Here is a 23800-nt window from a genome sequence, read left to right as displayed (position 1 = left end):
GCGAATTAGCTCAACTAACGAATTCAATCATTAATGTCTTTTTAGACGTCTAGATGTTTACATGCCTATAAAACACAGGTAAGTTAGTTATATTCATCATCAGCGAGCAAGATTGAAGGGATTTCATGATTGAGATTAAGCATCTGAAAACATTAGCCACATTGCGGGACACTGGCTCTTTGACTGCCACTGCAACAACGCTACATCTGACTCAGTCAGCCCTGTCTCATCAAATAAAAGATCTAGAAGCTCGTATTGGTGGTCAGCTTTTTCTGCGTAAGACTCGTCCTGTGAGATTTACCTCTGAAGGCGAAATCCTTCTTAGCTTGGCAGATGAAGTGCTACCACGCATTGCCAGAGCGGAAAATGAATTAGCCAGTTTGAAAGAGGACGTTAACGGACGTTTGCATATGGCTATCGAATGCCACTCCTGTTTTCAGTGGCTAATGCCTGCGCTAAGAGAATATCAAGTGGCTTGGCCAAGTGTAACTCTAGATTTCTCATCTGGATTTGGTTTTGAGCCTCTACCGGCGCTGATGAATGGCGAGTTGGACTTGGTGATCACCTCTGATATTCAACCAAGATCAGAAGTCCATTATGAGCCTCTCTTTGATTTTGAAATGCGCTTAGTTACCGCAACTACCCACCCACTGGCATCAAAAACCTCTATTGAGCCGGAAGATTTAGCCAATGAGACCATGTTGTCCTACCCAGTTCAAAAGAACCGACTTGACGTGGTGAAACACTTTCTACAGCCCGCAGGCATTGAGCCCGCCAAATGGAAACAAGCAGACAACACACTGATGCTAGTACAAATGGTGTCTGCCGGTTTAGGAGTAGCCGCTTTACCTAACTGGGCAATAAGCGAGTTCTCCCGTCAAGGCTTGATTACCAGTCTCTCTTTTGGCGATGGGTTGTGGCGACGTCTGTTCGCTGCAACACGAAATTCAGACAAAGACAAACGCTACCTTCAAGCCTTTTTTAATACTGCCAGACAACAATCAAAAAGCCATTTAGAAGGGATAAAAACGGTATAAAAAAGGAGGCATCAGCCTCCTGTTTCATTCTATCTATCGTAAGATTTAAACTGATTGGTGAGCGGATCATATTGATAACCCAATATATCCAATTTCCCCACCACTGTTTCGACATCCATTTCATACATGGTCACGAGTTCTTCAAAGCTATCACACTCGAGTCTCAGCTTTTCATTAACAATGCCAAGTAAAATCGCACTGTCTAACCGACCTACATGAGTCATATCCATAACCACGCTCCTGTGTTGACCATCTATATCAAGCGTAGCGTCAAATCTTCAAATTAACAGTGAGCGATTTCTCTTCTAAAGAACAAACAAGCCTTGATTGAACGTCATTGCCGAGATAAGACTTAATAATGCAATCGCCAACTGAGCCTTATGTACCGTCTTTGACATAATGATGTGCCAACACCAGATAAGAACCGAAGTAATGAGCAGTGCAAACCCAATCAATAGTGGCTGAGTAGCTTGAGCAAGAATGGCTTCATCTAGGCCAAAGGCTTTAAGCAAAATCGCTAAACTCATCAGCATTGCTGAAAGCACACCAGTCACCGGCAGAATACGGTGAAAAGCTTGTAAACGCGTTCTCGCTACGGTGAGGAGCAAGTGAGCAAACAGCGCACCTAAAAGTATGATTTGAATAAACACACTCAGGCTAGCCGCAAGATCGGATTGCTCTCCAATACCAATCGCAACATAGGCAAGTGCCAAACCATTAGCAAGGTACATAACCCACATTGGCCCTTGTACTCGCGTTTTTTTGGTTTGAACTTGAGAGTAGAAGTATGCAATGGCAAATACAATCATCATGGCTTCAATTTTCAATGAAGCAACAGCCAGCCACATAATTGCGAGCACAGGAAGGACCTTATGAATACGGCCTCTCTGACCCGGGCAGATATCACCCTTGACCAAAATGAGCGTCAAAATGAATTGAGCACCTAAAAGCATAGGAGCAAACACTGCTAACAATTGCTGAACCATGATGTCTGATATCGCTGTAATTTCTGATGGGTGCGGATAATAACAGACTTGCTAAGGCCAATTCCACCAGCGATTCATATTTAAAAATTTGCAAAGCTCATCCCTAAATAAACTCGTCTAAGGCTTAGATTTACAACTCAATAAATACTGCATAACTCTTTCATGTTCGACGATACCTTTGAATCGTGATTCATCATCAACCAGCACCCAGGGCAGCGGTGATCTTGCCATTAAGTCTTCCAATTCCATTAATGGTGTATGCCAAGACAGTAGTGATTCCGGTGCAGACATTATACGGTGAGCAGACTTATGCCACATCGTGTGCTCTTTACTGGTCTCATGATCTGTTCCCATATTCGGCGTCAAATGCAAATTCATTGCAGCTCTGCTAATAATGCCCACGCAATGATGTGATTCAATAACAGGCAAAACATTGATCGTTTCCGTTTTAAAATAAGTGTAAATAAGGGACAGAGGTTCGCCCGGGTCAAGATGTGGTAACTGAGGTGTTATCAACTCTAATAACGTACCGGTTTTAGCATTTGACATACTTTGAGTTGACGGTAAAACACAGTAATGACTCACCGATCGTAGATCTTTTATTGGCAATGGCTTCGAGAAGAAGTAACCCTGAATGCAATCAACGCCTAAATTACGTAATGTTGTATACTCACTTTCGGTTTCAACACCTTCAGCCACCACTTTTAGCCTGAGTTTTTGGGCTAACTGAATGATGGTATTCACGACATGATATTGCCGACTGCCAAAGCAAATATCTTGAACAAAGCTTCGATCAATCTTCAGTACATCAAAATAGTTTCGATTAAGATAATCGAAAGACGCGCACCCAGTACCAAAATCGTCAACCGCGATGGAGACGCCTGCTTTTCGAATCGCTGCCAGTAACTGCTCTTGATAACTGTCGCCACCAAAGTACGCACTTTCGGTGAACTCAATCGTCAGCATGTTTGGTTTAATGCCGCTTTCATCGATGAGCTGGGCACAGTGACGAAGGATTTCGACAATGTCTTGTTTAGAATTGAATGAACGATTAACAGACAGCCCAATGTCCTCGCCAAACAATTGCTGCAGTTCCGGCAATGCCGACATAGCTTTTCGATTGACAACATCATCCAATCGGACAATTAGATCAAGATCTTCAACGACATTGATCAACTCCTGCGTTGAGGCGCTGGCAGTGTCACTTTCAGGAAAGCGACACAAGGCCTCAAATTTATCAATTCTTCCTTTTTTGATATTCACAATCGGTTGGTAAAAAACATCTATTGTCTCTTCCAATATGGCTTGTTCAACCCAGCTTTCCAGCCGTTTCTTACGCTCCACTTGTTCGTGAAGTTCGCGGTCATAAAACCTCACTCTTTTATTTTCGTCTGAGTGCAACTCCAGCAAAGCTTGCAATGCGTGCGAGAGTAATCGCTTGGGCGATTTCGCATCAGAATGCAACACAGAGACACCGGTGAGACCAAATCTAAGTGCTTGTGCAACGGGCGCTTGAGCATGCTTAAAACTGTGGAAAAAAGCTTTAATTAACTTTCGGATAGAGCGGATACTCTCACTCCCCTGCTTCATACTCGCTTTTAGCGTAACGGCAAACCGGCTATCACCAACATAACTAGCAGACGAGACTAGCGAATTTTCAGCAATATAACTGGCAAATTGACGCTTGATTTCCTGCTCATTCTCCAAAGGAAATTGTGGTTGTAATGCCAACATGATCAACAAATCTTCACATTGGCTGTCAGCGTAGTCTTGCTCGAGCTGCTCTAAAAAGCGTTCACGCGATGGCAGTTGCGTCAGTAAATCTACACCGCCAGTTTCTCTGCCATCAATCCGCTGAAGCTGATTCGATAAGTCTGCACACAACCCCAGTAAATACGACTCGCCGTTCCCGGGTTCAATCTTGTGAATTGTCAGTTCTTGAGGCAGTAAAGAATCATCAGCCTTTCTTGTCAGCATAGGACCACTCCAATGCCCATGTTGTTCTATGCTTTGCCAAAGCTCACGGTAATAATCATCACTGAGTTTCCCTGCATTCAAAATATTCGTTTTTAGACCAAGGATATCCTCAAGCCTATGGCCCGTTATACGCTCGAAATGACGATTGCAAGCTAGAATTCGAGTCTCTGAGTCCGTTACGACCACACCATGATGCCTATTCTCAAACACAGAATAGAAAATATCTGCTGCCACCATCCGTGATGAAATGACCAAACAAGGTGCAACAACCCCTTTCAGTAAAAACTCACTTTCAGCTTTGATAATGAACTCTACATAAGTAAAGAGGCTATTGGGCGTCAGTAAGCAACAGGGAAAGGAATGGGCTTTGTTGGAGGTTAATGCGGTTTTAAACATGGTGCGAGCCATACGGCGTTGAGCGGTAGGCAATAGCTTAAGTAGTTCCTTAGCCGAAATGGTGAGCTTGTCACAACCGAATAATTGCTTCATCGCTTCTGGCTCACAGCTAAATTCCTGAGTCACAAGGTCCAACTGCCAAGCGTACGTTTTGTACTTTCGCTGGCGAGTAGGCGCGACCATCTCCTTCACAGCGGTACCAGAATCAACCTCATACATAAGCGCCCACCTCAAGTTTAGTGCTCATCACTACTCTATAATACTAGTCCCATATGGTACCGTAATCTGTTATATAGCCAACACATCTAATAACAACGTGATGCATAACTAACCGAGAGACACTTAAACATGCAAAACCTAGGGATATGTTGAGGTAGATACTCCGCTCGCAAGCCGCTATAATTCGCGCTCCCTGGAACAGAGAACAAAATATGTACAGCAATATCACCCCTATTCATGAGCACAAAAAATACTGGGCAGAATGCTTCGGTAATGCCCCTTTCCTACCGACAAGTCGCAAGGAAATGGATGCCCTAGGATGGGACAGCTGTGACATTATTATCGTAACTGGCGATGCTTACGTTGATCACCCCAGCTTTGGCATGGCGATCATTGGCCGCTTGCTAGAAGCACAGGGATTTCGAGTCGGCATTATTGCGCAGCCTGAATGGCAAAACAAAGATGCCTTTACTCAACTGGGTAGGCCAAACCTGTTCTTTGGTATTACTGCAGGCAACATGGACTCAATGATCAACCGATACACCGCTGATCGTAAACTACGCCATGACGATGCTTATACCCCTAATAATGAAGGGGGAAAACGTCCAGACCGTGCAACGCTGGTTTATTCTCAGCGTTGTAGAGAAGCCTACAAAGGGGTGCCGATTGTTCTCGGAGGAATCGAAGCCAGTTTGCGCCGTTTGGCCCACTACGATTATTGGTCAGACAAAGTTCGCCGCTCTATTCTGTTTGATGCCAAAGCGGATATATTGCTGTTTGGTAATGCTGAACGTGCTTTGGTTGAGGTCGCACATCGACTGGCTGACGGCGAAGATATTGGTAATATGACCAACATTCGCGGCACGGTAGTGAGCCTCCCAGCAGCGCCAGAAGGCTACAAGATCATTGACTCTTCACGCATTGAGAAACCACGTAAAGAGGCCTTCATACCGCCCAATCCATATGCCGTCGAAGAACAATGTGACACTAAAGCAAAAGCAGAAGAACAAACAGCGAAGCCAATCACTATTCGTCCATCACGTCATGATGCAGCAACCACGGCAGTGCGCATTCCACACTTTGAAAAGCTGAATAATGACCGAATTCTCTATGCTCACGCTAGCCGTATTATGCACCTTGAAACCAACCCTTACTCGGGGCGTGCATTGATTCAGCGTCATGGTGATCGTGAACTTTGGGTTAACCAAGCTCCGATTCCTCTTTCAACGGAAGAAATGGATTACGTTTTCGGCCTGCCTTACGCCCGTGTACCGCACCCGAAATATGGTAAAGCAAAGATTCCTGCCTACGACATGATCAAAACCTCCGTGAACATCATGCGTGGCTGTTTTGGTGGCTGTTCTTTCTGTTCTATTACTGAGCACGAAGGTCGTATCATCCAAAACCGTTCTCAAGAGTCGATCATAAACGAGCTTGAAGAGATCCGAGACAAAGTACCAGGCTTCACTGGTACTATTTCCGATCTTGGTGGTCCAACTGCAAACATGTATCGACTCGGCTGTAGCGATCCGAAAGCTGAAGCAAACTGTCGCCGTCCATCGTGTGTTTTCCCTGGGATCTGTAACAAGCTGAATACCGACCACAAGCACACTATCGATCTGTATCGCGCAGCGCGCAAAGTAGAAGGCGTAAAGAAGGTAATGATAGCTTCTGGCGTTCGTTACGATTTGGCCATCGAGTCACCAGAATACGTTAAAGAACTGGTTACACACCATGTTGGTGGTTACTTGAAGATAGCGCCTGAGCACACAGAAAAAGGTCCGCTTGATCTGATGATGAAGCCGGGCATGGGCACTTATGACCGCTTCAAAGAAATGTTCGAAAAGTACAGTGCTGAAGCAGGTAAGAAGCAGTATCTGATCCCTTACTTCATCTCCGCGCACCCAGGCACCGAAGATGAAGATATGCTGAACTTGGCTCTATGGCTGAAGAAAAACGACTTCGAGTGCGATCAAGTACAAAACTTCTACCCATCACCTATGTGTAATGCCACCTCTATGTATTACTCAGAAACGAACCCGCTTAAGCGAGTGAAATACAAACAGCGTGAGGAAGTCCCAGTTGCGAAGGGTGAGCGCCAACGCCGATTACATAAAGCCCTACTTCGCTACCATGATCCCGCCAACTGGCCTTTGATCCGCGAGGCATTGATCAGCATGGGCAAAAAACACCTGATAGGCGACAAACCAAGCTGTCTAGTCCCAGCAGAAGACAATGAAGCCCTGACTCCCGCACAGCGAAGAAAATCTGGTCGTCATGGCTCGAATCGATTCGCAACCAAGCACACCAAGAGCCAGCCAGGTTTTGAAAAGATGAACGGCTCTGGTAACAAAAAGCCAAACAATAGCCGCAACTCAGGCAACGGTGGTAAACCAACAGGTGGTCGCAACGGAAAATCGGCTGGTCAAGGAAATAGCAGGCCAGTAGCGGGCGGGAAACCTTCGGCAGGTCGCAAACCTAAACGTCGATAAGCAAACCACTTTAACACATTTCAAAATCGCAGCTTAGGCTGCGATTTTTTATGACAACCAATCAACATCATGCCGATAATTATCACCGAATTTGTCAATTATTTTTGCACCTTAAGTCATAAGCTCCATACTTAGTTCATTGGAATCCAACTCCCGATGGAGAGATATAGATGAATGTTCGTCTGTCCCATGCCCTCTACATGGGCTTTTCAATTATCATCATTACGACCCTAATATTAGCTTTCGTCGTCTGGTCTCTAGTCAATAAATCCGCCACTATTTCAGAAGATATAGAATCAGATGATGTTCCCGGTGTACTTGCGTATTTCAACGTCTTGGATGAGATAGGTGATCTTCAAACCAACGCTCTGGAATATCTTAATGGAGATGCTGGTCAGCGTAACGCATTTGAAGTGAATGCCAGCGAGTTTCAGCAACACTACTCTCGACTCCGCTCTCTAGAGTCAGCGAAAGCGTCTGACGTCAAAAAAATGGACCGTATCATAGGACTGGCTAACCAATACATAGATCAAGTGAAGCAAGGTGTTTTCACCAAATACAACCCCGCCGACGAGCAACAAGCCATTCAAAAAATAAACCAATTAACCAAAAATGTAGGGGCTCCACTGGAAGATTTACTCAATCAATTGGCTGAAAAACGCTTTACCGAAGCCTACAGTAGTACCAATCTTAACCGCTCTCTCAATCAAGATTTGCCGAGTATTCGCTATTACCTTGAGCTCGTTGACGAAGCAGGCGATATGATTGCAACTCTCAATGCTTATATCATGGGTGATCCGACTGCTCGTGAGACATTTAATGATGATGCTGGCTCCTTTGCTGGCTATCTTGATAAGCTTCGCCCTCTGGAACCAGACCCACAAGCTGCAAGCCAAATCGATGATGTAGAACAATATTACTACGACATTATCCGTACCGCTCAGGAAGTATTTGAAGGCTATGATCCATCAGGAAAAATGTCTGCAAATCAATTGGTAAGGGAACTAAAACAATCTATTATCCTACCACTCGAAAAAGTACTTAACACCTCAGCCACTGAAGAAACCAGTGACTCTATACAAGCTCTCGCAGAATTGAATGACAATATGTCGACAATTATCTTCTGGCTAACCGTCAATGTCATTGTGGTATTAGTCGTCGGCATTGTTGTCGCTTGGGGGCTTTCGAACATCATACGTCAGAGACTGGATGTGATTGCCGCCAAAGCGAAATCTATTGCCGATGGCGATTTGTCAGAACCACCCATCAACGAAACCAACAAGGATGAACTGGGCGAACTCGCTCGTGCTATTGATGCTATGCAACAATCTCTCAGACGTGTGCTTTCCAACATCACCAATGTCGCCTCCGAAGTGGCCAGCAACACTCAGATGGTAGATGACACAAGCAAACAGGTTGCTTTAGGTATTAAAGAGCAAGCAGACAAAGCGACATTAATCGCCAGTGCCGTTGAAGAAATGACGGTGACAGTTAATCAAGTTGCCGATCAAAGTAGCGATGCGGCTGAAAGTTCTAGGCAAGCGGGAGAAGAAGCCACCAGTGGCGGAAAACTAATGCAAGAAACCGTTCACGGTATGAACCGTATTTCGGAAGTCGTGAATGAAACTGCGGAGACGATCGATAGTCTAGGCAAGCGAGGAGAAGAGATTGGCAATGTGATCCAAGTGATCAACGATATTGCTGAACAAACCAATTTGCTGGCACTAAACGCTGCGATAGAGGCAGCTCGTGCAGGTGAGTTAGGCCGGGGATTCGCCGTCGTCGCTGATGAGGTCCGAGGGCTCGCGGAAAGAACCTCGAAAGCAACCGAAGAAGTAGGTGGTTTGATTTCTTCCATTCAGAATGAGACCCGCCAGGCAGTCTCTAGAATGAGTGAAGGCACTCAACTGGTCGCTGAGGGAGTTACTTTATCGAACTCTGCGGGTGATGCTCTGACACAAATTGTTTCGAGAGCCCAAGATGTCAATCAAATGATCGATATGATTGCCACAGCAGGTAATGAACAAGCCACCGCTGCGCAAGAAATATCACGTGATATCAACGCCATTAGCCAAATTGCAGGTAATTCCGTTCGGACGACTCAAGATGGTGAGCAGGCCGTTAGTCAGCTGTATAGAAAAGTCGAAGAGCTAGAGCAAGTCGTGGCGAGATTCCGGCTTTAAGCCATAAAAAAGGCTTAGCCATTGTGGCTAAGCCTTTGTCTATTTATGAGTTAAGCGTTCTCTGCTTCAAACTCTTTCATAAACTCAACCAGCGCTTTAACCCCTTCAACGGGCATCGCGTTATAAATCGAAGCACGCATACCTCCCACTGCACGGTGGCCTTTCAACGAAACAAGGCCTTTTTCCGCGGCCAGCTCTAAGAACATGCTGTCTAATTCTGGTTTTGCTAACTGAAAAGGTACATTCATTCGGGAGCGGTTCTGAGCATGGACATCATTTTTATAAAAATCCGAACTATCAATGTAATTGTACAAGATCGCGGCTTTCTCACGGTTAACCTGCTCCATCGCTGCGACACCACCCTGTTCTTTCAGCCATTTGAACACCAAGCCTGACAGATACCATGCGAAAGTTGGGGGCGTATTAAACATTGAATCTTTTTCAGCTAAAATTTTATAACTGATAAAACTTGGTAAAAGATCGTGGGCAAGATCGAGTAAGTCATCGCGAACTATGGCAATACAAATCCCTGCCGGACCAATGTTCTTTTGCGCACCGGCATAAATAACACCATATTGAGAAACATCTATTTCTCGTGACAATATGTTAGATGACATATCTGCAACGATAGGTTTGTCGGTCTTTGGCAAATCTGAGATTTCAATACCATCGATCGTCTCGTTTGGACAAAAGTGCACATAAGCTGATTGAGGGTCAATTTGCCATTCAATAGGGTCTGTAACCGTTAGTTTGCCATCTTTTGTCGTTTTGGCATTAAAAACATCAACTTCACAGTATTTTTCTGCTTCTTTGATCGCACTTTCCGCCCAGTAACCTGCATTGATATACGTCGCTTTCTTAGCACTCCCTAAAAGGTTCAGAGGAACCGCTGCAAACTGAGCACGAGCCCCACCTTGACAGAATAAGACTTTATAATTGTCAGGGACATTCAGTAGGTCGCGTAGATCTTGCTCTGCTTCTTCTGCTACCTTAATGAATTCTTTACTTCTATGACTAATTTCCATCACAGAGGTGCCAAGTCCATTCCATTCAACGAATTCAGCTTGTGCTTTTTCCATTACAGCTCTAGGTAGACCAGCAGGCCCAGCACTAAAGTTATAAACATTGTCCATTTCGAGGTTCCTTGCTCATACTTCAATAAGAAATTAACAGGATTAATAGCATGTTTTTCCAAGTATAAAAAGCAAGAAAAGGAGCCTTTCAGGCCTTTGTTTAAGTAGAAGTGCAGAAAATTGAGTATCCCACCATGATGAAAGTCGATGTTATCACTCATTGAAGAGGGTAATCGCAACCCAATTAGGCTTTAATGTAGTCCAACAATTCATCTTTCAATTCACGCAGTACACCTGGCTTGGGCTGTGTATGAGACAGAGTACGGATCCCATAAATACCCATAACTAAAAATTGAGCCAATTGGGTCGCTGACTTATGCAGGCTAGCTTCTCCTGCTTGCTGTGCTAAAGCAATTTTATCTTCAATCGACTGATGCCAATCTTGTAGCATCATACTGATTAAACGCTCTACTTCATCATCTTGCTGTGCCATTTCGCTGAGTGATTTCTGCAGTAAACAGTCTTTGATCTCCTCTGTTTCACACTCTTCAAGCACCCAATTTAAGTACATCTCAAAACCAGCCATAACACTGGTCTGAGATTCAAAAAGAGTTTGAAAGTCTCGTTTTTTATCGTCACGGTATTGCTCTAGAGCTGCGATTAGCAAGCCTCGTTTATTTTCAAAAGCACAGTAGATCGACCCCGGGTGCAACCCGGTTACGGCTTTTAGATCTTGCATACTGGTTTTAGCGTAACCCTTAGTCACAAATGCATCCATAGCAGAACGTAGGACGTCTTTTCGATCAAATTCAGCGCTGCGCATCGGCTCTCTTATCTCAATCATCAATATGTGTTGATTCTACTTTATTTTGAACAATCATTCAAAAAGTAGTTGAACGCAGGTTCAAATTAGAATAACTTGAATGGGCATTCAAGAAATCATACAAGGGAACATCATGAACAACCTATTTGAGCCAATAGCACTAAACGACACTATTACGCTAAACAATCGAATTGTGATGGCTCCACTGACCCGCTGCATGGCAGACAATCACTTAGTACCAACTCAACAAATGGTAGATTATTATGCCCGTCGTGCAGACACTGGACTTATTATCAGCGAAGCAACCATCATTCGCCCAGATGGACAAGGCTACCCTAACACCCCGGGTATCTACAGTCAGAAACAAATAGCAGGATGGCGAAAAGTGACAGATGCTGTTCATGCCAAAGGAGGGAAAATATTTGTTCAGCTGTGGCACACCGGTCGCGTTGCTCACCCACACTTTTTCAACGGTGAATTCGTTTTAGCGCCCTCTGCCATAGGCGTTGAAGGAAGTGTACCGCGCATGCGTGAGCTGACATACACCATTCCTAAACCTGCCTCTCGCGAAGAAATTGAAGAGTTGGTTGAAGATTACCGCCAAGCGGCCATCAATGCATTAGAGGCGGGCTTTGATGGCGTTGAAATCCATGGTGCAAATGGCTATCTAATTGATCAATTTCTTCATTATTCAAGCAACACTCGTGACGATGAGTTTGGCGGTTCGGCAGAAAATATGGCACGTTTCCCCCTACAAGTCGTAGACGCTGTCGTTGATGCCATTGGTAAAAATAGAACCGCACTGCGGCTCTCTCCTGGCGCTTACTTCAACATGGAAGCCGACAATCGTGATCGATTGGTGTTTGATTACTTACTTCAAGCACTAGAAAGTCGAGACTTGAGCTACCTTCACGTTGGCATTTTTGATGACAGTATGACATTTGATTATTTAGGCGGCACAGTATCTGAGTATATGCGCTCTCATTATAGTAAGACGTTAATGGGGGTTGGTGGCTTTACACCAGAGACAGGTAGTGCTGCCCTTGAAGCTGGGAAATTCGATTTACTGGCAATCGGTCGGCCATTGATCGCAAACCCAGATTATGTAGAGAAAGTAAAATCCGGCTCTGATCTAACTGACTACTCTGAAGAAATGTTGGCGCAACTAGTTTGAGCCCATGACTAGAGATCGGCAGCTTTCGCTGCTGATTTTGATTATGTACGCCATAATCAAAAAAGCCCTGACCTTAGGTCAGGGCTTTCTTAACTTGGAGCGACACACGAGGTTCGAACTCGTGACCTCAACCTTGGCAAGGTTGCGCTCTACCAACTGAGCTAGTGTCGCATAAATGCGTTAGATGGTGCCCCGGGCCGGACTTGAACCGGCACAGCGCGAACGCCGAGGGATTTTAAATCCCTTGTGTCTACCAATTCCACCACCAGGGCACACAAATCTAATTTGTGATGGAGACACCATCTTGGATATCGCTACATTCTCAGCGCTATCCTGAAATTTGGAGCGACACACGAGGTTCGAACTCGTGACCTCAACCTTGGCAAGGTTGCGCTCTACCAACTGAGCTAGTGTCGCAAATGGAGGCGCGTCCCGGAGTCGAACCGAGGTCCACGGATTTGCAATCCGCTGCATAGCCACTCTGCCAACGCGCCTTCGTAACTCCAATTGGATGCTTTTCTGCGTTCCTCTTGGGTACGGGATGCATTCTACGGATTCGAACTAATGAGTCAACACTATTTTTAATTTTTTGAATCGTTTGTCTAATTAACAGTCAAAAGCAGTCAATTTGATTAATTTACTGCCAAAATTCTTTTGATTTTGACTAAGTTAGCTTAAACAAAGTAAATTGTAGGCATAAAAAAACGGGCAACCGCCCGCTTCTTTAGTGATGTTCTTCATTAAGTAGATCGTCTTTCGCAGCCATAAGATACTGCGCCATCGACCAATAGGTAAGCACTGTTGCTATATACAAAGCCACATACCCCAGCCAAACCATCCAATCATCATAACGCCAGATAAGTACCCACAAAGCAAACATCTGGCTAAGCGTCTTCACTTTACCGACCCAAGATACAGCCACACTCGCGCGTTTACCGATCTCTGCCATCCATTCTCGTAACGCGGAAATAATGATCTCGCGAGCGATCATAGTTACAGCAGGGATCGTCACCCAAATAGAGTGATAATGTTCAGTGATAAGAATAAGAGCCGTCGCCACGAGAACTTTATCCGCAACAGGGTCGATAAAAGCGCCGAAACGGGAAGTTTGACCCAACTTTCGAGCTAACATTCCGTCTAGCCAGTCTGTAAAGCCTGCCACCCAGAACACCATCGCAGCAGCAAACGGAGCCCAGCCATAAGGTAAATAGAAAACTACGACAAATACAGGGATAAGGAAAAGTCGTAGTAAAGATAAAATGTTAGGGATATTTAAACGCATATTTATTGAGGCTCTTATCGTTTGCGTATTGCTCTGTTTACTGCTGAAAAACAGGGCTCTTATGGTGCGGGATTTTTCCTATTGTTTCAATGCTTGATAAATGTTTTCTGCCAAAGAAACACTAATCCCAGGAACTTTGGCGATTTCTTCAACGCTCGCACGCTGCAGTTCCTGTAAACCTCCCATGTATTTGAGCAAGGCTTGACGACGCTTAGGCCCTATCCCTTCAATACCTTCGAGTGCACTGGTTCGCCGAGTTTTACCGCGCTTAGCCCTGTGCCCAGCAATCGCATGGTTGTGGCTTTCATCACGGATATGTTGCATTAAGTGCAAGGCAGGCGCATCACTGGGTAGATTGAATTCTTCACCATCTGAGCTAATTAAAGTTTCCAGCCCCGGCTTACGGGTCACACCTTTTGCAATGCCAATCAAGCGTGGTCGCTTAGGCCAATCTCCCCAATATTGAGAGATAATTTCAAGCGCTCGGTTAAGCTGCCCTTTGCCACCATCAATAAATACAATGTCAGGGATTTTCTCGACATCCAATTGCTTCGAGTAGCGCCGCTCTAAAGCTTGCCCCATCGCAGCATAGTCGTCACCACCTGTGATTCCCGTGATATTGTAGCGGCGGTATTCTTGTTTGACAGGGCCTTCATGATTAAACACTACACATGAAGCGATAGTGCTTTCCCCCATCGTATGCGAAATATCAAAACATTCCATCCGTGAGATGTTGTCCATCCCCAACACTTCTCGTAGCTCTTTAAAGCGTTGCGAGATGGTCATTTTGTGATTGATCTTAGTCGTAATTGCTGTCAGCGCGTTGGTATTCGACAATTTAAGATAGCGACCTCGAGTGCCCGTCGGGTTTACGTGGAAGTGAACTTTTCTCCCTGCAATGTCCCCTAATGCATCTTGCAGTGATTGTAACTCCGTCATCAACCCAGAGTTAAGGATGATTCGTGTAGGAATGGTTCGAGCTTCGTTGTGACTCAGGTAATACTGACTCAAAAAACTATAGAAAACCTCTTCCTGAGTAGTGTCATTAGGAATTTTAGGAAAGTGACTTCGACTGCCTAAGATCTTACCTTGACGGATCATAAGGATATGAATACAAGCGATACCATTTTCTTGAGCAAAACCCAGTACATCCATATCGTCTTGAGAGTCTTCAGATACAAATTGCTGTTCCTGAATGCGACGTATGGCTTGGATTTGGTCTCTAAATTTCGCCGCCTCTTCAAACTTAAGGCTACGACTGGCAAGCTCCATTTTCTCAACCAGGGTCGTCAATACTTGCTGATCTTTTCCTTGCAGGAATAAACGCACAAACCCAACTAACTCAGCGTAGTCTTGATCAGAAATAATGCTGCTAACACAAGGGCCTGCACATCGGCCAATCTGGTACATCAAACATGGGCGTGTCCGATTACTGTACACCGTATCTTCACACTGTCTAACAGGAAAGATTTTCTGAATAAGATGTAGCGTTTCTCTTACTGCTCCAGAATCAGGGTAAGGCCCAAAATACTCACCTTTCCGCTTTTTAGCCCCACGGTGCATCGATAATCTAGGGTGCTTATGCCCGCTGACAAAGATGTAAGGATATGATTTATCATCACGCAGTAACACGTTGTACTTGGGTAAGTACTGCTTAATGTAATTATGTTCTAGGATCAGCGCTTCTGTTTCACTGTGCGTGACCGTGACATCAATCTTGTTAATATTACTGACTAATGCACGTGTTTTTTCACTATCTACCTTCTTGCGAAAGTAGCTAGAAAGACGCTTTTTGAGATCTTTGGCTTTACCAACATAGATCACTACAGCCTCAGCGTTATACATTCTGTAAACGCCGGGCTGATTGGTCACTGTTTTAAGAAAGGAAGCCGAGTCAAATGTGGCATTCACTACAATGTCTCGGTATCTAACATTCCATGACGGATAGCAAGGTGGGTCAGCTCGACATCACCGCTTATGTCCAGCTTGTTGAACAGGCGATAACGGTAGCTGTTGACGGTTTTCGGACTCAGGTTTAGCTGCTCTGAAATATCCGTCACTTTCTGCCCTTTGGTGATCATCATCATGATCTGTAACTCACGCTCAGACAGATCGGCAAAAGGGTTTTCCGATGCTGGAGAGAATTGGCTAAGCGCCATCTGTTGAGCAATTTCAGGTGAGATATAACGTTGGCCGCTATTAACGACACGAATGGCGTTGACCATTTCATCTGGTCCCGCCCCTTTAGTCAGGTAGCCAGCGGCACCTGCTTGCATCACTTTAGTTGGAAACGGATTTTCCGTATGAACAGTTAAAACAATGATTTTCACATCAGGATTGAAACGCAGTATTTTTTTGGTTGCCTCTAAGCCACCAATACCCGGCATATTCATATCCATCAAAATGACATCGGCATGGTTGCCTCGACACCATTTTGCTGCATCTTCACCGCTTTCAGCTTCCCCTGCTACGTTCATTCCACGGACGTCTTCAATAATACGTCGTATCCCTGTGCGAACCAGCTCGTGATCATCTACAAGGAAAACACTTATCAAACTTGTATCTCCACACTTCTTGATTGGCTCTGTATCTACTCTGAAGCAGATGACAGCATAGCAGCCTATTTTAACTCAAATTTCGTTTTTTGCTTACTCTGAATATGTGCCCAAACGCAAACTTTAGCAAGTACTTATTTTCACATCTGCCGCTTAGTACACTAATGACATTACAATCAATAATTTAAGCCATACACTGCGGTTATGATTCAGAAATCTGCATATAGCCACACAACACAAGGCTTACCATTGAAAATGAATCTAATTTCACTTATTAATACATAGTGCATACATACAATTGCACAAAATAAATACACTTTAAATGATATCTTATAAGGATATATTATGAAAAAGCTTCTAGCAGTGGCAGCCCTAGCAACAACTCTTCCAATGTCTAACTTTGCACTGGCTGATAACGATGTAGGTTGTGGTTTGGGTACTATGGTATTTGACGGTCAATCAGGTAAGGTTTCTAAAATTCTAGCGGCGACAACGAACGGCACTTCTGGTAACCAAACTTTTGGTATCACTTTCGGTACTTTAGGTTGTGACGGTACTGGCACTATTTCTTCATCTGAAAAACTAGCCATGTTTATTGATGGAAATATGGATAACCTAGCACGTGACATCGCTAAAGGCGAAGGCGAAACTCTTGCAACTCTTTCTGAAGTTTGGGGTATCAATGAAGCGGACAAAGCAACATTCAATACTCTAGCTCAAGAAAACTTTGCCCAAGTTTTCAAATCTGAAAATGTCACTTCTCAAGAAGTATTTGTAAACCTAAACAATGTTGTTGCCGATAACGCACAACTAGCAGGTTACGCTATTTAAGTTATACCCCCTAAAAGGTGCCTTCCTAGGCACCTTTTTAACATCACTCTCAAGCCTTCCTATTATTCGTTGTGTCTTGACGCAGAAAGTAAGAAACTCAACCAAACCGTAAGACTGTGTATTAGATGAAGTCACCTGTGCTGAAAACCTCTTTGTTGTGCGGCTTAAGCTTAAGCCTTTTATTACCTTCGACGTTAATGGCTAGTGAGTTCGATGTCGATCAACTTTCAAAGCACTCCTATTGGCTCAAACTCGGCCACTATTTGCCGACGTTTCTATCTGGTTACGAAAGTACTGTTGATAAAAGTGAGTTTTTTCTTGCGAAAGAGGGAAAATACTCCCCTAAAGCAGAACTGGAAGCAACTATCAGTCGGCTGTACTCCGAAGACAAACAACTCGCTGTAGAGACTCAATGCCAATACCCTGCGCGTTATCACTGGTTGGAGCAACAACAAGGCCGCCAGGCAAAACTCAATTGTCCAGAGCTAGAAACTTGGAGCCAAGTGATTGACCCTGCAGGCCTTACGCTGGTTTTTCCCACAGCGTTTATGAATAACCCTTCTTCTATGTTTGGACACACTCTGCTGCGTGTCGATTCCAAAGACCAAACGAGACACAAAGAATTAGTCGCGTTTGCCATTAATTTTGCTGCGGAACCAGAAACCGACGACAACCCCGCCTTATTTGCGCTCAAAGGGTTGTTCGGTAGCTACCCCGGTCGTTATACCGTGATGCCATACTATCGAAAAGTTCGAGAATATAATGACATCGAATCTAGAGATATCTGGGAATACAAACTCAACCTCACTGAAGAGGAAGTCAATCGCGTTTTGCTCCACTTATGGGAAATGCAGCGGGCAGAGTTTGATTACTATTTCCTAGATGAAAACTGCTCTTACCAGCTTCTTTCACTATTGGATGTCGCCCGAGACGACTTACGATTAATTGAAGGCTTTCCAATCCAAGCAATCCCATCAGACACTGTGTATGCCTTGGCTGAAAATGGATTGTTGGCAGAACCTCATTACCGAGAAGCGTTTGGAACCCGATTATTACACCAAGCTAATGAAGCCAACAAGGAGATCTTCGAGGCGGCGCAAAGAGCCATACAAGGTGAATACCCAAGTGAAAGCGAGTTCTCAGTTCAAGAGCGAGCAGCAATCCTAGAACTCGCTTACGAATGGCTTAACTTCCAACTATACGATTCTGGTTTAGAGCGCGATCCGACAGCCAAAAGGCTAACCAAGCTACTTTATCTGCGTAGTAGAATAAAAGTAGAGTCTCCATTTACTCCTGTTCCGCAACCTGAAGTCCCACCGGAAAAAGGACATGCATCCGCTCGAATCGGATTGAGCTACCAATACTGGGATGAACACAATAATCAAGCCACTATTGAATGGAGAGCAGCGTATCACGATTTGCTTGATTCTCAGGACGGCTTTATACCCGGAGCCCAAATCAACTTCCTAGATACGCAAGTGAGTGTCGACCAGCAAGGCACTTCTCGACTCGATAGATTTTACTTTATCGACACAATGGCGCTCGCACCCAGCAATAGGGTGTTCGATAGTTGGGCTTGGAACATTCGTACAGGCTTTGATAGGCAGCCTATGTCCGATGAATTGGCTGGAAGATGGTTTGGTCAAGGTGGATTTGGTAAAGCTTGGGGCTCTTCGGATAAACTCCACGTATACTCGCTCTTATCAGGTGCGGTAAGTGGCGGCACTCTGACTCAATATGATGCGATCCCGGGGCTAGGTTTAGAGATGGGCGCCATTTACCAAGCAGGCCGTCACCACAGAATCGGATTACAAACTCAATACATGGCGCTAATCGACTCTCAGGATGACAGTCATGTTGAGATTGATGCCAGCTGGAACTGGAGCTTTAACCGTAATTTTGCCGTGCGGACACAATTGAGTTACCAAAGTTGGCAGTCTGAGAATATTGGTGCCAAGGTGACAGGCTTTATCTATTATTAAGAGCACGCCTGCTTATGCTAAGCTAGTGAAACCAAGCTTCATCCGTTGCTTGGTTTTCTTTTAGAGCAGTTTCATGGCAGTCCAACACGGTTTTCTCCTTACTCGACAAGCCAGAGATATTTCTGGTAAAACGCAAATTGATTTGTGGCTCTCGACTGATAGCGGCCCGACTAGGCTTGTGATCATAGGTGAAAAACCTGTTTTCTTTATTCCTCAAGCGGATATAACAACAAGTCTCTCCTTGATGAAGCAATTATCCGTTGATGCCGAAGTTAAGCCTCTCTCTCTTGAAAGCTTCGATGGCACCAAGCTGGCTGCTTGTTACTGTTCAACGATTAAAGACTCACAACTACTGAGTCAAAAGCTCAAGCACCAAGAAATCCTCGTCCTAGAGGATGATATACGCCTGGCGGATCGCTATCTCATGGAACGCTTTGTTCAAGGCAGCGTTGAGTTTACTGGTCAGCCACAAAAGAGAAACGGTTATACTCAAGTTGCCAATGTGAAATGCCGCCAAGGTAGTTATACCCCTCAGTTAAAGGTCGTTTCACTTGACATCGAATGCTCAGAAAAGGGGCTTCTCTACTCTATCGGTTTAGATAGTCCAATGGACAGCCGTGTCATCATGATTGGAGAACCACAAGAGGCAGAAACGGAGATCGAGTGGGTCAAAGATGAAAAGCAATTACTCCTCTCATTGATCTCGTGGTTTAGGCAATTTGACCCCGATGTCATCGTAGGTTGGAATGTCATCGATTTTGACTTTCGACTCCTACATAAAAGAGCTGAATGGAACAAAGTTCGATTAACCATTGGGCGAGCCAACCAAGCGAGCTTTTTCCGTACCTCAAATAGCACACAGCAAGCCTTTATTTCTATCCCAGGACGTGTGGTGATGGACGGCATTGATACTCTGAAAACGGCAACCTACCATTTTCGCAGTTGGTCATTGGAGTCAGTGTCACAGGAGCTGCTCGGCGAAGGGAAGCAAATTCACAACGTCCATGACCGAATGGCAGAAATCAACCATATGTTCAAAAAGGACAAACCGTCACTGGCCAAGTACAACCTGCAAGATTGTGTTTTAGTTAACAAGATTTTTGCCCACACTCACCTACTCGAATTTGCCATTGAACGTTCCAAGCTCACTGGTGTTGAGTTAGATCGCGTCGGTGGCTCAGTCGCTGCATTCACCAATCTCTATTTGCCACAAATTCACCGTGCCGGCTACGTTGCTCCTAATCTCCAACCTGAGAACTGGTTGGCAAGCCCTGGGGGATACGTAATGGATTCGATTCCCAATCTTTATGACTCGGTACTTGTGCTGGATTTTAAGAGCCTTTATCCATCGATTATCCGTTCATTTCTCATCGATCCCATGGGCTTAATAGAAGGCCTTAAATTGGAAGTAGGTAAAGGTGAAAATCAGGCTGTAGCAGGATTTCGCGGGGGTCAGTTTCATCGTCACAAACATTTTCTGCCTGAGATGATCGAACACTTATGGGCTGCCCGTGATGTTGCTAAGAAAAACAATGAAAAAGCCTTCTCACAAGCGATTAAAATCATCATGAACTCCTTCTATGGCGTATTGGGCTCTTCCGGTTGCCGCTTCTTTGATACTCGCCTAGCATCAAGCATCACCATGCGTGGGCATGAAATCATGAAGCAAACCAAGAAACTGATTGAGGAGAAAGGCTATCAGGTGATCTATGGGGATACTGACTCAACCTTTGTATCACTAAACGGAAAATTCTCGCAAAGCGAAGCCGATGAGGTTGGGCACCAGCTTGTTGAACACATTAATGCTTGGTGGACTGCTCACCTAAAAAACGAATACAACCTCACTTCTATCTTAGAGCTAGAATATGAGACTCATTATAAAAAATTTTTGATGCCAACCATTCGCGGCCAAGAAACTGGATCTAAAAAGCGTTATGCAGGCCTAATAGGTCAAGGTATAGAAGAGAAAATTGTCTTTAAAGGTCTGGAAAGTGCACGTACCGATTGGACACCGCTCGCTCAACGCTTCCAGCAAGACTTGTACAGTCTAGTTTTTCACGGTGAAGACCCTTCCAGTTACATTCGAGGTTTGGTTGAGAAGACCATGGCAGGTCAGTTTGATGAAGAATTAGTTTATCAAAAGCGCTTACGTCGAAAACTATACGAATACCAGAAAAATGTGCCTCCACAAGTACGTGCCGCTCGATTAGCCGACGAAATTAATGCTCAGTTAGGCCGTCCTTTGCAATACCAAAATAAAGGGCGAATAGAATACTTGATCACGATATTTGGTCCAGAACCCAAAGAGTACCTTAAGAGTACTATCGATTATCAACATTACATTGATAAACAACTCAAACCCGTAGCCGAAGCTATCCTACCTTTTATTGGCATCGACTTTGCGACACTCAGCGAACCGCAGCTAGGTTTATTCTGAACCAGCCGAGCTCTTACCCTATCTTAAATTCGGTTTTTTTGTACTGCTTCGCCAACCACTCACCGAAGCCATCAAGAATACCTATGACAGAGCGTTTTGCGATCACTCGGCCAGTGAGCAAAATCCCCAAGCGCTCTATCTCGACCTTTTTTTCTGGATAATAGCGCAGAAAGTTCTGACCACACTCGACAGGATCGTCAAACCAATTTTTGTCTTTGTACATAACCAATGAATAACTCGCACGTAGCAGCTTCTTAGCAATAATTTGCTGAGCTTTAGACTGCTCTTCTGGTGTTGCAGAGCGAGCAATACGATTACGATAAACAGCAACCCAATCTTCCACATCCATGTTCCAATGTTTAGCAATTTCCCAGCTCGGCTCATAGTCGCCAAAACATTCAGATAAGTCTTCACCATAAATACAAACAGAACAGTGGCGTAGCTGGAAACCCCAAGAAAAAATACTCTCTAAACTTGCTACTTCTTTCGCGAGTGTATTTTTTAAAGAGACCTCAGTGATGAAAGGGTAAGATTTCTGAAATCGCCACTTTATCGAGTTGAAGAGCGTTGTTCTGATATCACTAAAGCTCTCATGCGTAACGACTAGTACATCAAGATTCGAACGATGTGGCTTCGCTCGTTTGCGAGCCACGCTTCCATAGATATATACGCTGTGTAAATTATCGCCTAATCCTCCTCTTAGAAAAGCAATAAGATCATTGATGGCAGGTTGGTACCTTTCTTGAAAAGGTTGCTTAGGATCGATAACGGAAAGAAGCATTAAATTGATAGCAATAATTGTTAGACTTTCGATATCTTAATGTTCGCCTACACGCTTACACGAATCAAGATATTCCTTACCCTAAACTCTATGTATATAATACGACAATTCCATTCCACACTAAGGAAACACTTTTATGCCAAGGGCAAGTGAGCTTAAAAAAGGTTTTGCGATTGAATCTAATGGTAAAACTCTCCTGATCAAAGATATCGAAGTTACCACACCAGGTGGACGTGGCGGCGCAAAAATCTACAAACTGCGTTGTACTGACCTTTCCACTGGCGCACGAGTTGACGAACGTTTTAAATCGGACGACGTGGTTGAGACCGTGGACATGTTTAAACGTGCTGTGGCTTTCTCGTACGTCGATGGCGACGAATACATCTTCATGGATAACGAAGACTACACGCAGTACACTTTCAAGAAAGAAGAGATCGAAGAAGAGCTCATGTTCGTTACTGAAGAAATTCAGGGGCTACACGTTATTGTGGTCGATGGCAACGCTGTTGGTTTAGAGCTTCCTGCTTCCGTAGAGCTTGTTATTGAGGAAACCGATCCATCAATCAAAGGCGCATCAGCCTCTGCCCGCACAAAACCTGCACGTTTTGCAACAGGCCTTACGGTTCAAGTACCGGAGTACATAGCAACAGGTGATCGCATTGTGGTCAACACAACTGAACGCAAATACATGAGTCGAGCCTAATTATGTCTGAACTTATCTCTTATGATGACGCCATTGAGACGGCTTACGACATCTTCCTAGAGATGGCTGCGGATAATCTAGAAGCGGCAGATGTGATCATATTCACCGCTCAGTTTGATGACCGTGGTGCAGCTGAACTGGTTGAAACTGGCGACGATTGGGCGGGCCACGTAGGTTTTGAAGTCAACAAAGAAACCTACGCTGAAGTACGTATAGGCCTAGTCAATGAAGAGAATGATGTGTTAGATGAAGTGTTTGCTCGTTTGTTAGTGAGCCGAGATCCAGAACACAAATTCTGCCACATTCTATGGAAAAGAGATTAAGAACAAAAATACCCAAGCTGTGATAGCTTGGGTATTTTTAGGAATAGCTAGAGGACGAATTATCGATTAATCCGTCTTCTAGAATTCTGTAGGTTTCAACTGACAAGCATCATGCGTGTTAGTCTTCTACCTTGGCATTTTCTACACGGGCTTTTAGTTTTTGCCCCGGGCGGAAGGTGACAACGCGACGAGCACTGATTGGAATGTCTTCACCCGTCTTTGGGTTTCGACCTGGACGTTCATTTTTTTCTCGGAGATCAAAGTTACCAAATCCAGACAGTTTTACCTGTTCGCCACTCTCTAGTGCCTTACGAATTTCTTCGAAAAACGCCTCAACCGTTTCCTTGGCATCCCGTTTACTGTATCCGAGCTTCTCAAACAGGTTTTCTGCCAAATCGGCCTTTGTGAGCGCCATAAAACTTTCCTCAAAGCTGTGTTAAACATTGCTACCGAATGGGTAGCGCCAAAGCATTTTGCCCAGCCAATCAACAACATATCGGCTTTACTTGGGAAAGTGTATGCCAACCTTCTGATTTTCGCCAACTT

19 protein-coding genes and 4 tRNA genes are annotated in these 23800 nt (G+C 44.6%); 9 read left to right on the top strand and 14 right to left on the bottom strand.

The window, feature by feature from the left end; genetic code table 11:
* Positions 1-125: 125 nt before the first annotated feature.
* Positions 126-1037 (top strand): HTH-type transcriptional regulator MetR, encoded by a 912-nt coding sequence (gene metR, locus CTT30_RS05400; protein ID WP_239875384.1) that lies wholly within the window; start codon positions 126-128, stop codon positions 1035-1037.
* A gap of 29 nt (positions 1038-1066) precedes the next feature.
* On the opposite strand, the gene CTT30_RS05395 is transcribed toward metR, so the two are convergent.
* The 3 genes from CTT30_RS05395 to CTT30_RS05385 all read right to left on the bottom strand — a co-directional run bounded on the left by CTT30_RS05395 (position 1067) and on the right by CTT30_RS05385 (position 4615).
* Positions 1067-1267, bottom strand: coding sequence for a DUF4250 domain-containing protein (locus CTT30_RS05395; protein WP_239836651.1), 201 nt, complete (start codon positions 1265-1267; stop codon positions 1067-1069).
* 75 nt (positions 1268-1342) lie between these two features.
* Complete coding sequence (locus CTT30_RS05390) at positions 1343-2023, bottom strand: HI_1241 family integral membrane domain (protein WP_252036244.1); 681 nt, start codon at positions 2021-2023, stop codon at positions 1343-1345.
* 117 nt (positions 2024-2140) lie between these two features.
* Entirely contained in the window at positions 2141-4615 is a 2475-nt protein-coding gene (locus tag CTT30_RS05385) for an EAL domain-containing protein (protein WP_252036243.1), read from the bottom strand.
* Between the two features lie 212 nt (positions 4616-4827).
* Between CTT30_RS05385 and CTT30_RS05380 the strand changes: the two genes are divergently transcribed.
* Entirely contained in the window at positions 4828-7107 is a 2280-nt protein-coding gene (locus CTT30_RS05380; protein WP_252036242.1) for a YgiQ family radical SAM protein, read from the top strand.
* 170 nt (positions 7108-7277) lie between these two features.
* Positions 7278-9290, top strand: coding sequence for a methyl-accepting chemotaxis protein (locus CTT30_RS05375; protein WP_252036241.1), 2013 nt, complete (start codon positions 7278-7280; stop codon positions 9288-9290).
* Positions 9291-9340: 50 nt separating this feature from the next.
* On the opposite strand, the gene serC is transcribed toward CTT30_RS05375, so the two are convergent.
* Both serC and CTT30_RS05365 read right to left on the bottom strand, forming a co-directional pair.
* Positions 9341-10423 carry a 3-phosphoserine/phosphohydroxythreonine transaminase gene (gene serC / locus CTT30_RS05370; protein ID WP_239875380.1) on the bottom strand — a complete coding sequence of 361 codons (1083 nt, stop codon included), beginning with the start codon at positions 10421-10423 and terminating at the stop codon, positions 9341-9343.
* Positions 10424-10607: 184 nt separating this feature from the next.
* The gene (locus CTT30_RS05365) at positions 10608-11186 is read right to left on the bottom strand and encodes a TetR/AcrR family transcriptional regulator (RefSeq protein WP_239868296.1); all 579 of its coding nucleotides are present in this window, start codon (positions 11184-11186) and stop codon (positions 10608-10610) included.
* A gap of 133 nt (positions 11187-11319) precedes the next feature.
* Between CTT30_RS05365 and CTT30_RS05360 the strand changes: the two genes are divergently transcribed.
* Entirely contained in the window at positions 11320-12360 is a 1041-nt protein-coding gene (locus tag CTT30_RS05360) for an alkene reductase (RefSeq protein ID WP_275666096.1), read from the top strand.
* 95 nt (positions 12361-12455) lie between these two features.
* On the opposite strand, the gene CTT30_RS05355 is transcribed toward CTT30_RS05360, so the two are convergent.
* The 7 genes from CTT30_RS05355 to uvrY form a co-directional block, all read right to left on the bottom strand.
* Positions 12456-12531 (bottom strand) — tRNA-Gly (locus CTT30_RS05355).
* Positions 12532-12545: 14 nt separating this feature from the next.
* A tRNA-Leu gene (locus CTT30_RS05350) sits at positions 12546-12632 on the bottom strand.
* A gap of 69 nt (positions 12633-12701) precedes the next feature.
* Positions 12702-12777 (bottom strand) — tRNA-Gly (locus CTT30_RS05345).
* A 3-nt stretch (positions 12778-12780) separates the two neighbouring features.
* Positions 12781-12854 (bottom strand) — tRNA-Cys (locus CTT30_RS05340).
* Between the two features lie 230 nt (positions 12855-13084).
* Complete coding sequence (gene pgsA / locus CTT30_RS05335) at positions 13085-13642, bottom strand: CDP-diacylglycerol--glycerol-3-phosphate 3-phosphatidyltransferase (protein ID WP_239836659.1); 558 nt, start codon at positions 13640-13642, stop codon at positions 13085-13087.
* Positions 13643-13720: 78 nt separating this feature from the next.
* Positions 13721-15553, bottom strand: coding sequence for an excinuclease ABC subunit UvrC (gene uvrC / locus CTT30_RS05330; protein ID WP_239836660.1), 1833 nt, complete (start codon positions 15551-15553; stop codon positions 13721-13723).
* The gene (gene uvrY, locus CTT30_RS05325) at positions 15553-16197 is read right to left on the bottom strand and encodes a UvrY/SirA/GacA family response regulator transcription factor (protein ID WP_239836661.1); all 645 of its coding nucleotides are present in this window, start codon (positions 16195-16197) and stop codon (positions 15553-15555) included. Before uvrY ends, uvrC begins: the two co-directional genes overlap by 1 nt.
* A gap of 345 nt (positions 16198-16542) precedes the next feature.
* Between uvrY and CTT30_RS05320 the strand changes: the two genes are divergently transcribed.
* The 3 genes from CTT30_RS05320 to CTT30_RS05310 all read left to right on the top strand — a co-directional run bounded on the left by CTT30_RS05320 (position 16543) and on the right by CTT30_RS05310 (position 21447).
* The gene (locus CTT30_RS05320; RefSeq protein ID WP_239836662.1) at positions 16543-17028 is read left to right on the top strand and encodes a DUF3015 domain-containing protein; all 486 of its coding nucleotides are present in this window, start codon (positions 16543-16545) and stop codon (positions 17026-17028) included.
* Between the two features lie 125 nt (positions 17029-17153).
* Positions 17154-19010, top strand: coding sequence for an Lnb N-terminal periplasmic domain-containing protein (locus CTT30_RS05315; RefSeq protein ID WP_252036239.1), 1857 nt, complete (start codon positions 17154-17156; stop codon positions 19008-19010).
* A 73-nt stretch (positions 19011-19083) separates the two neighbouring features.
* Positions 19084-21447, top strand: coding sequence for a DNA polymerase II (locus CTT30_RS05310; RefSeq protein WP_252036238.1), 2364 nt, complete (start codon positions 19084-19086; stop codon positions 21445-21447).
* Between the two features lie 13 nt (positions 21448-21460).
* On the opposite strand, the gene CTT30_RS05305 is transcribed toward CTT30_RS05310, so the two are convergent.
* A complete protein-coding gene (locus CTT30_RS05305) occupies positions 21461-22228 on the bottom strand; it encodes a nucleotidyltransferase domain-containing protein (RefSeq protein WP_252036237.1) in 768 nt (255 codons plus the stop codon).
* A gap of 136 nt (positions 22229-22364) precedes the next feature.
* Between CTT30_RS05305 and yeiP the strand changes: the two genes are divergently transcribed.
* Positions 22365-22931, top strand: a complete 567-nt coding sequence (yeiP, locus tag CTT30_RS05300; protein WP_252036236.1) for an elongation factor P-like protein YeiP — start codon at positions 22365-22367, stop codon at positions 22929-22931.
* 2 nt (positions 22932-22933) lie between these two features.
* Positions 22934-23254, top strand: coding sequence for an HI1450 family dsDNA-mimic protein (locus CTT30_RS05295; protein WP_239836667.1), 321 nt, complete (start codon positions 22934-22936; stop codon positions 23252-23254).
* 118 nt (positions 23255-23372) lie between these two features.
* On the opposite strand, the gene ihfA is transcribed toward CTT30_RS05295, so the two are convergent.
* Positions 23373-23669 carry an integration host factor subunit alpha gene (gene ihfA, locus CTT30_RS05290; RefSeq protein WP_045974367.1) on the bottom strand — a complete coding sequence of 99 codons (297 nt, stop codon included), beginning with the start codon at positions 23667-23669 and terminating at the stop codon, positions 23373-23375.
* Positions 23670-23800 lie beyond the last annotated feature (131 nt).

Origin of the sequence: Vibrio coralliilyticus (assembly GCF_024449095.1) — a bacterium.
Taxonomy (GTDB): Bacteria; Pseudomonadota; Gammaproteobacteria; order Enterobacterales; family Vibrionaceae; genus Vibrio; species Vibrio coralliilyticus_A.
The sequence above is the reverse complement of the archived record's forward strand: the minus strand, read 5'-3'. Positions and strand labels throughout refer to the sequence as shown.

Coding starts and splice junctions, on each gene's coding strand:
- pgsA (WP_239836659.1), bottom strand. CDS start 13,642: ATGCGTTTAAATATCCCTAACATTTTATCTTTACTACGACTTTTCCTT.
- CTT30_RS05375 (WP_252036241.1), top strand. CDS start 7,278: ATGAATGTTCGTCTGTCCCATGCCCTCTACATGGGCTTTTCAATTATC.
- CTT30_RS05395 (WP_239836651.1), bottom strand. CDS start 1,267: ATGGATATGACTCATGTAGGTCGGTTAGACAGTGCGATTTTACTTGGC.
- ihfA (WP_045974367.1), bottom strand. CDS start 23,669: ATGGCGCTCACAAAGGCCGATTTGGCAGAAAACCTGTTTGAGAAGCTC.
- CTT30_RS05310 (WP_252036238.1), top strand. CDS start 19,084: ATGGCAGTCCAACACGGTTTTCTCCTTACTCGACAAGCCAGAGATATT.
- yeiP (WP_252036236.1), top strand. CDS start 22,365: ATGCCAAGGGCAAGTGAGCTTAAAAAAGGTTTTGCGATTGAATCTAAT.
- CTT30_RS05305 (WP_252036237.1), bottom strand. CDS start 22,228: ATGCTTCTTTCCGTTATCGATCCTAAGCAACCTTTTCAAGAAAGGTAC.
- CTT30_RS05390 (WP_252036244.1), bottom strand. CDS start 2,023: ATGGTTCAGCAATTGTTAGCAGTGTTTGCTCCTATGCTTTTAGGTGCT.
- CTT30_RS05315 (WP_252036239.1), top strand. CDS start 17,154: ATGAAGTCACCTGTGCTGAAAACCTCTTTGTTGTGCGGCTTAAGCTTA.
- CTT30_RS05365 (WP_239868296.1), bottom strand. CDS start 11,186: ATGCGCAGCGCTGAATTTGATCGAAAAGACGTCCTACGTTCTGCTATG.
- CTT30_RS05380 (WP_252036242.1), top strand. CDS start 4,828: ATGTACAGCAATATCACCCCTATTCATGAGCACAAAAAATACTGGGCA.
- serC (WP_239875380.1), bottom strand. CDS start 10,423: ATGGACAATGTTTATAACTTTAGTGCTGGGCCTGCTGGTCTACCTAGA.
- CTT30_RS05360 (WP_275666096.1), top strand. CDS start 11,320: ATGAACAACCTATTTGAGCCAATAGCACTAAACGACACTATTACGCTA.
- CTT30_RS05320 (WP_239836662.1), top strand. CDS start 16,543: ATGAAAAAGCTTCTAGCAGTGGCAGCCCTAGCAACAACTCTTCCAATG.
- metR (WP_239875384.1), top strand. CDS start 126: ATGATTGAGATTAAGCATCTGAAAACATTAGCCACATTGCGGGACACT.
- CTT30_RS05295 (WP_239836667.1), top strand. CDS start 22,934: ATGTCTGAACTTATCTCTTATGATGACGCCATTGAGACGGCTTACGAC.
- CTT30_RS05385 (WP_252036243.1), bottom strand. CDS start 4,615: ATGTATGAGGTTGATTCTGGTACCGCTGTGAAGGAGATGGTCGCGCCT.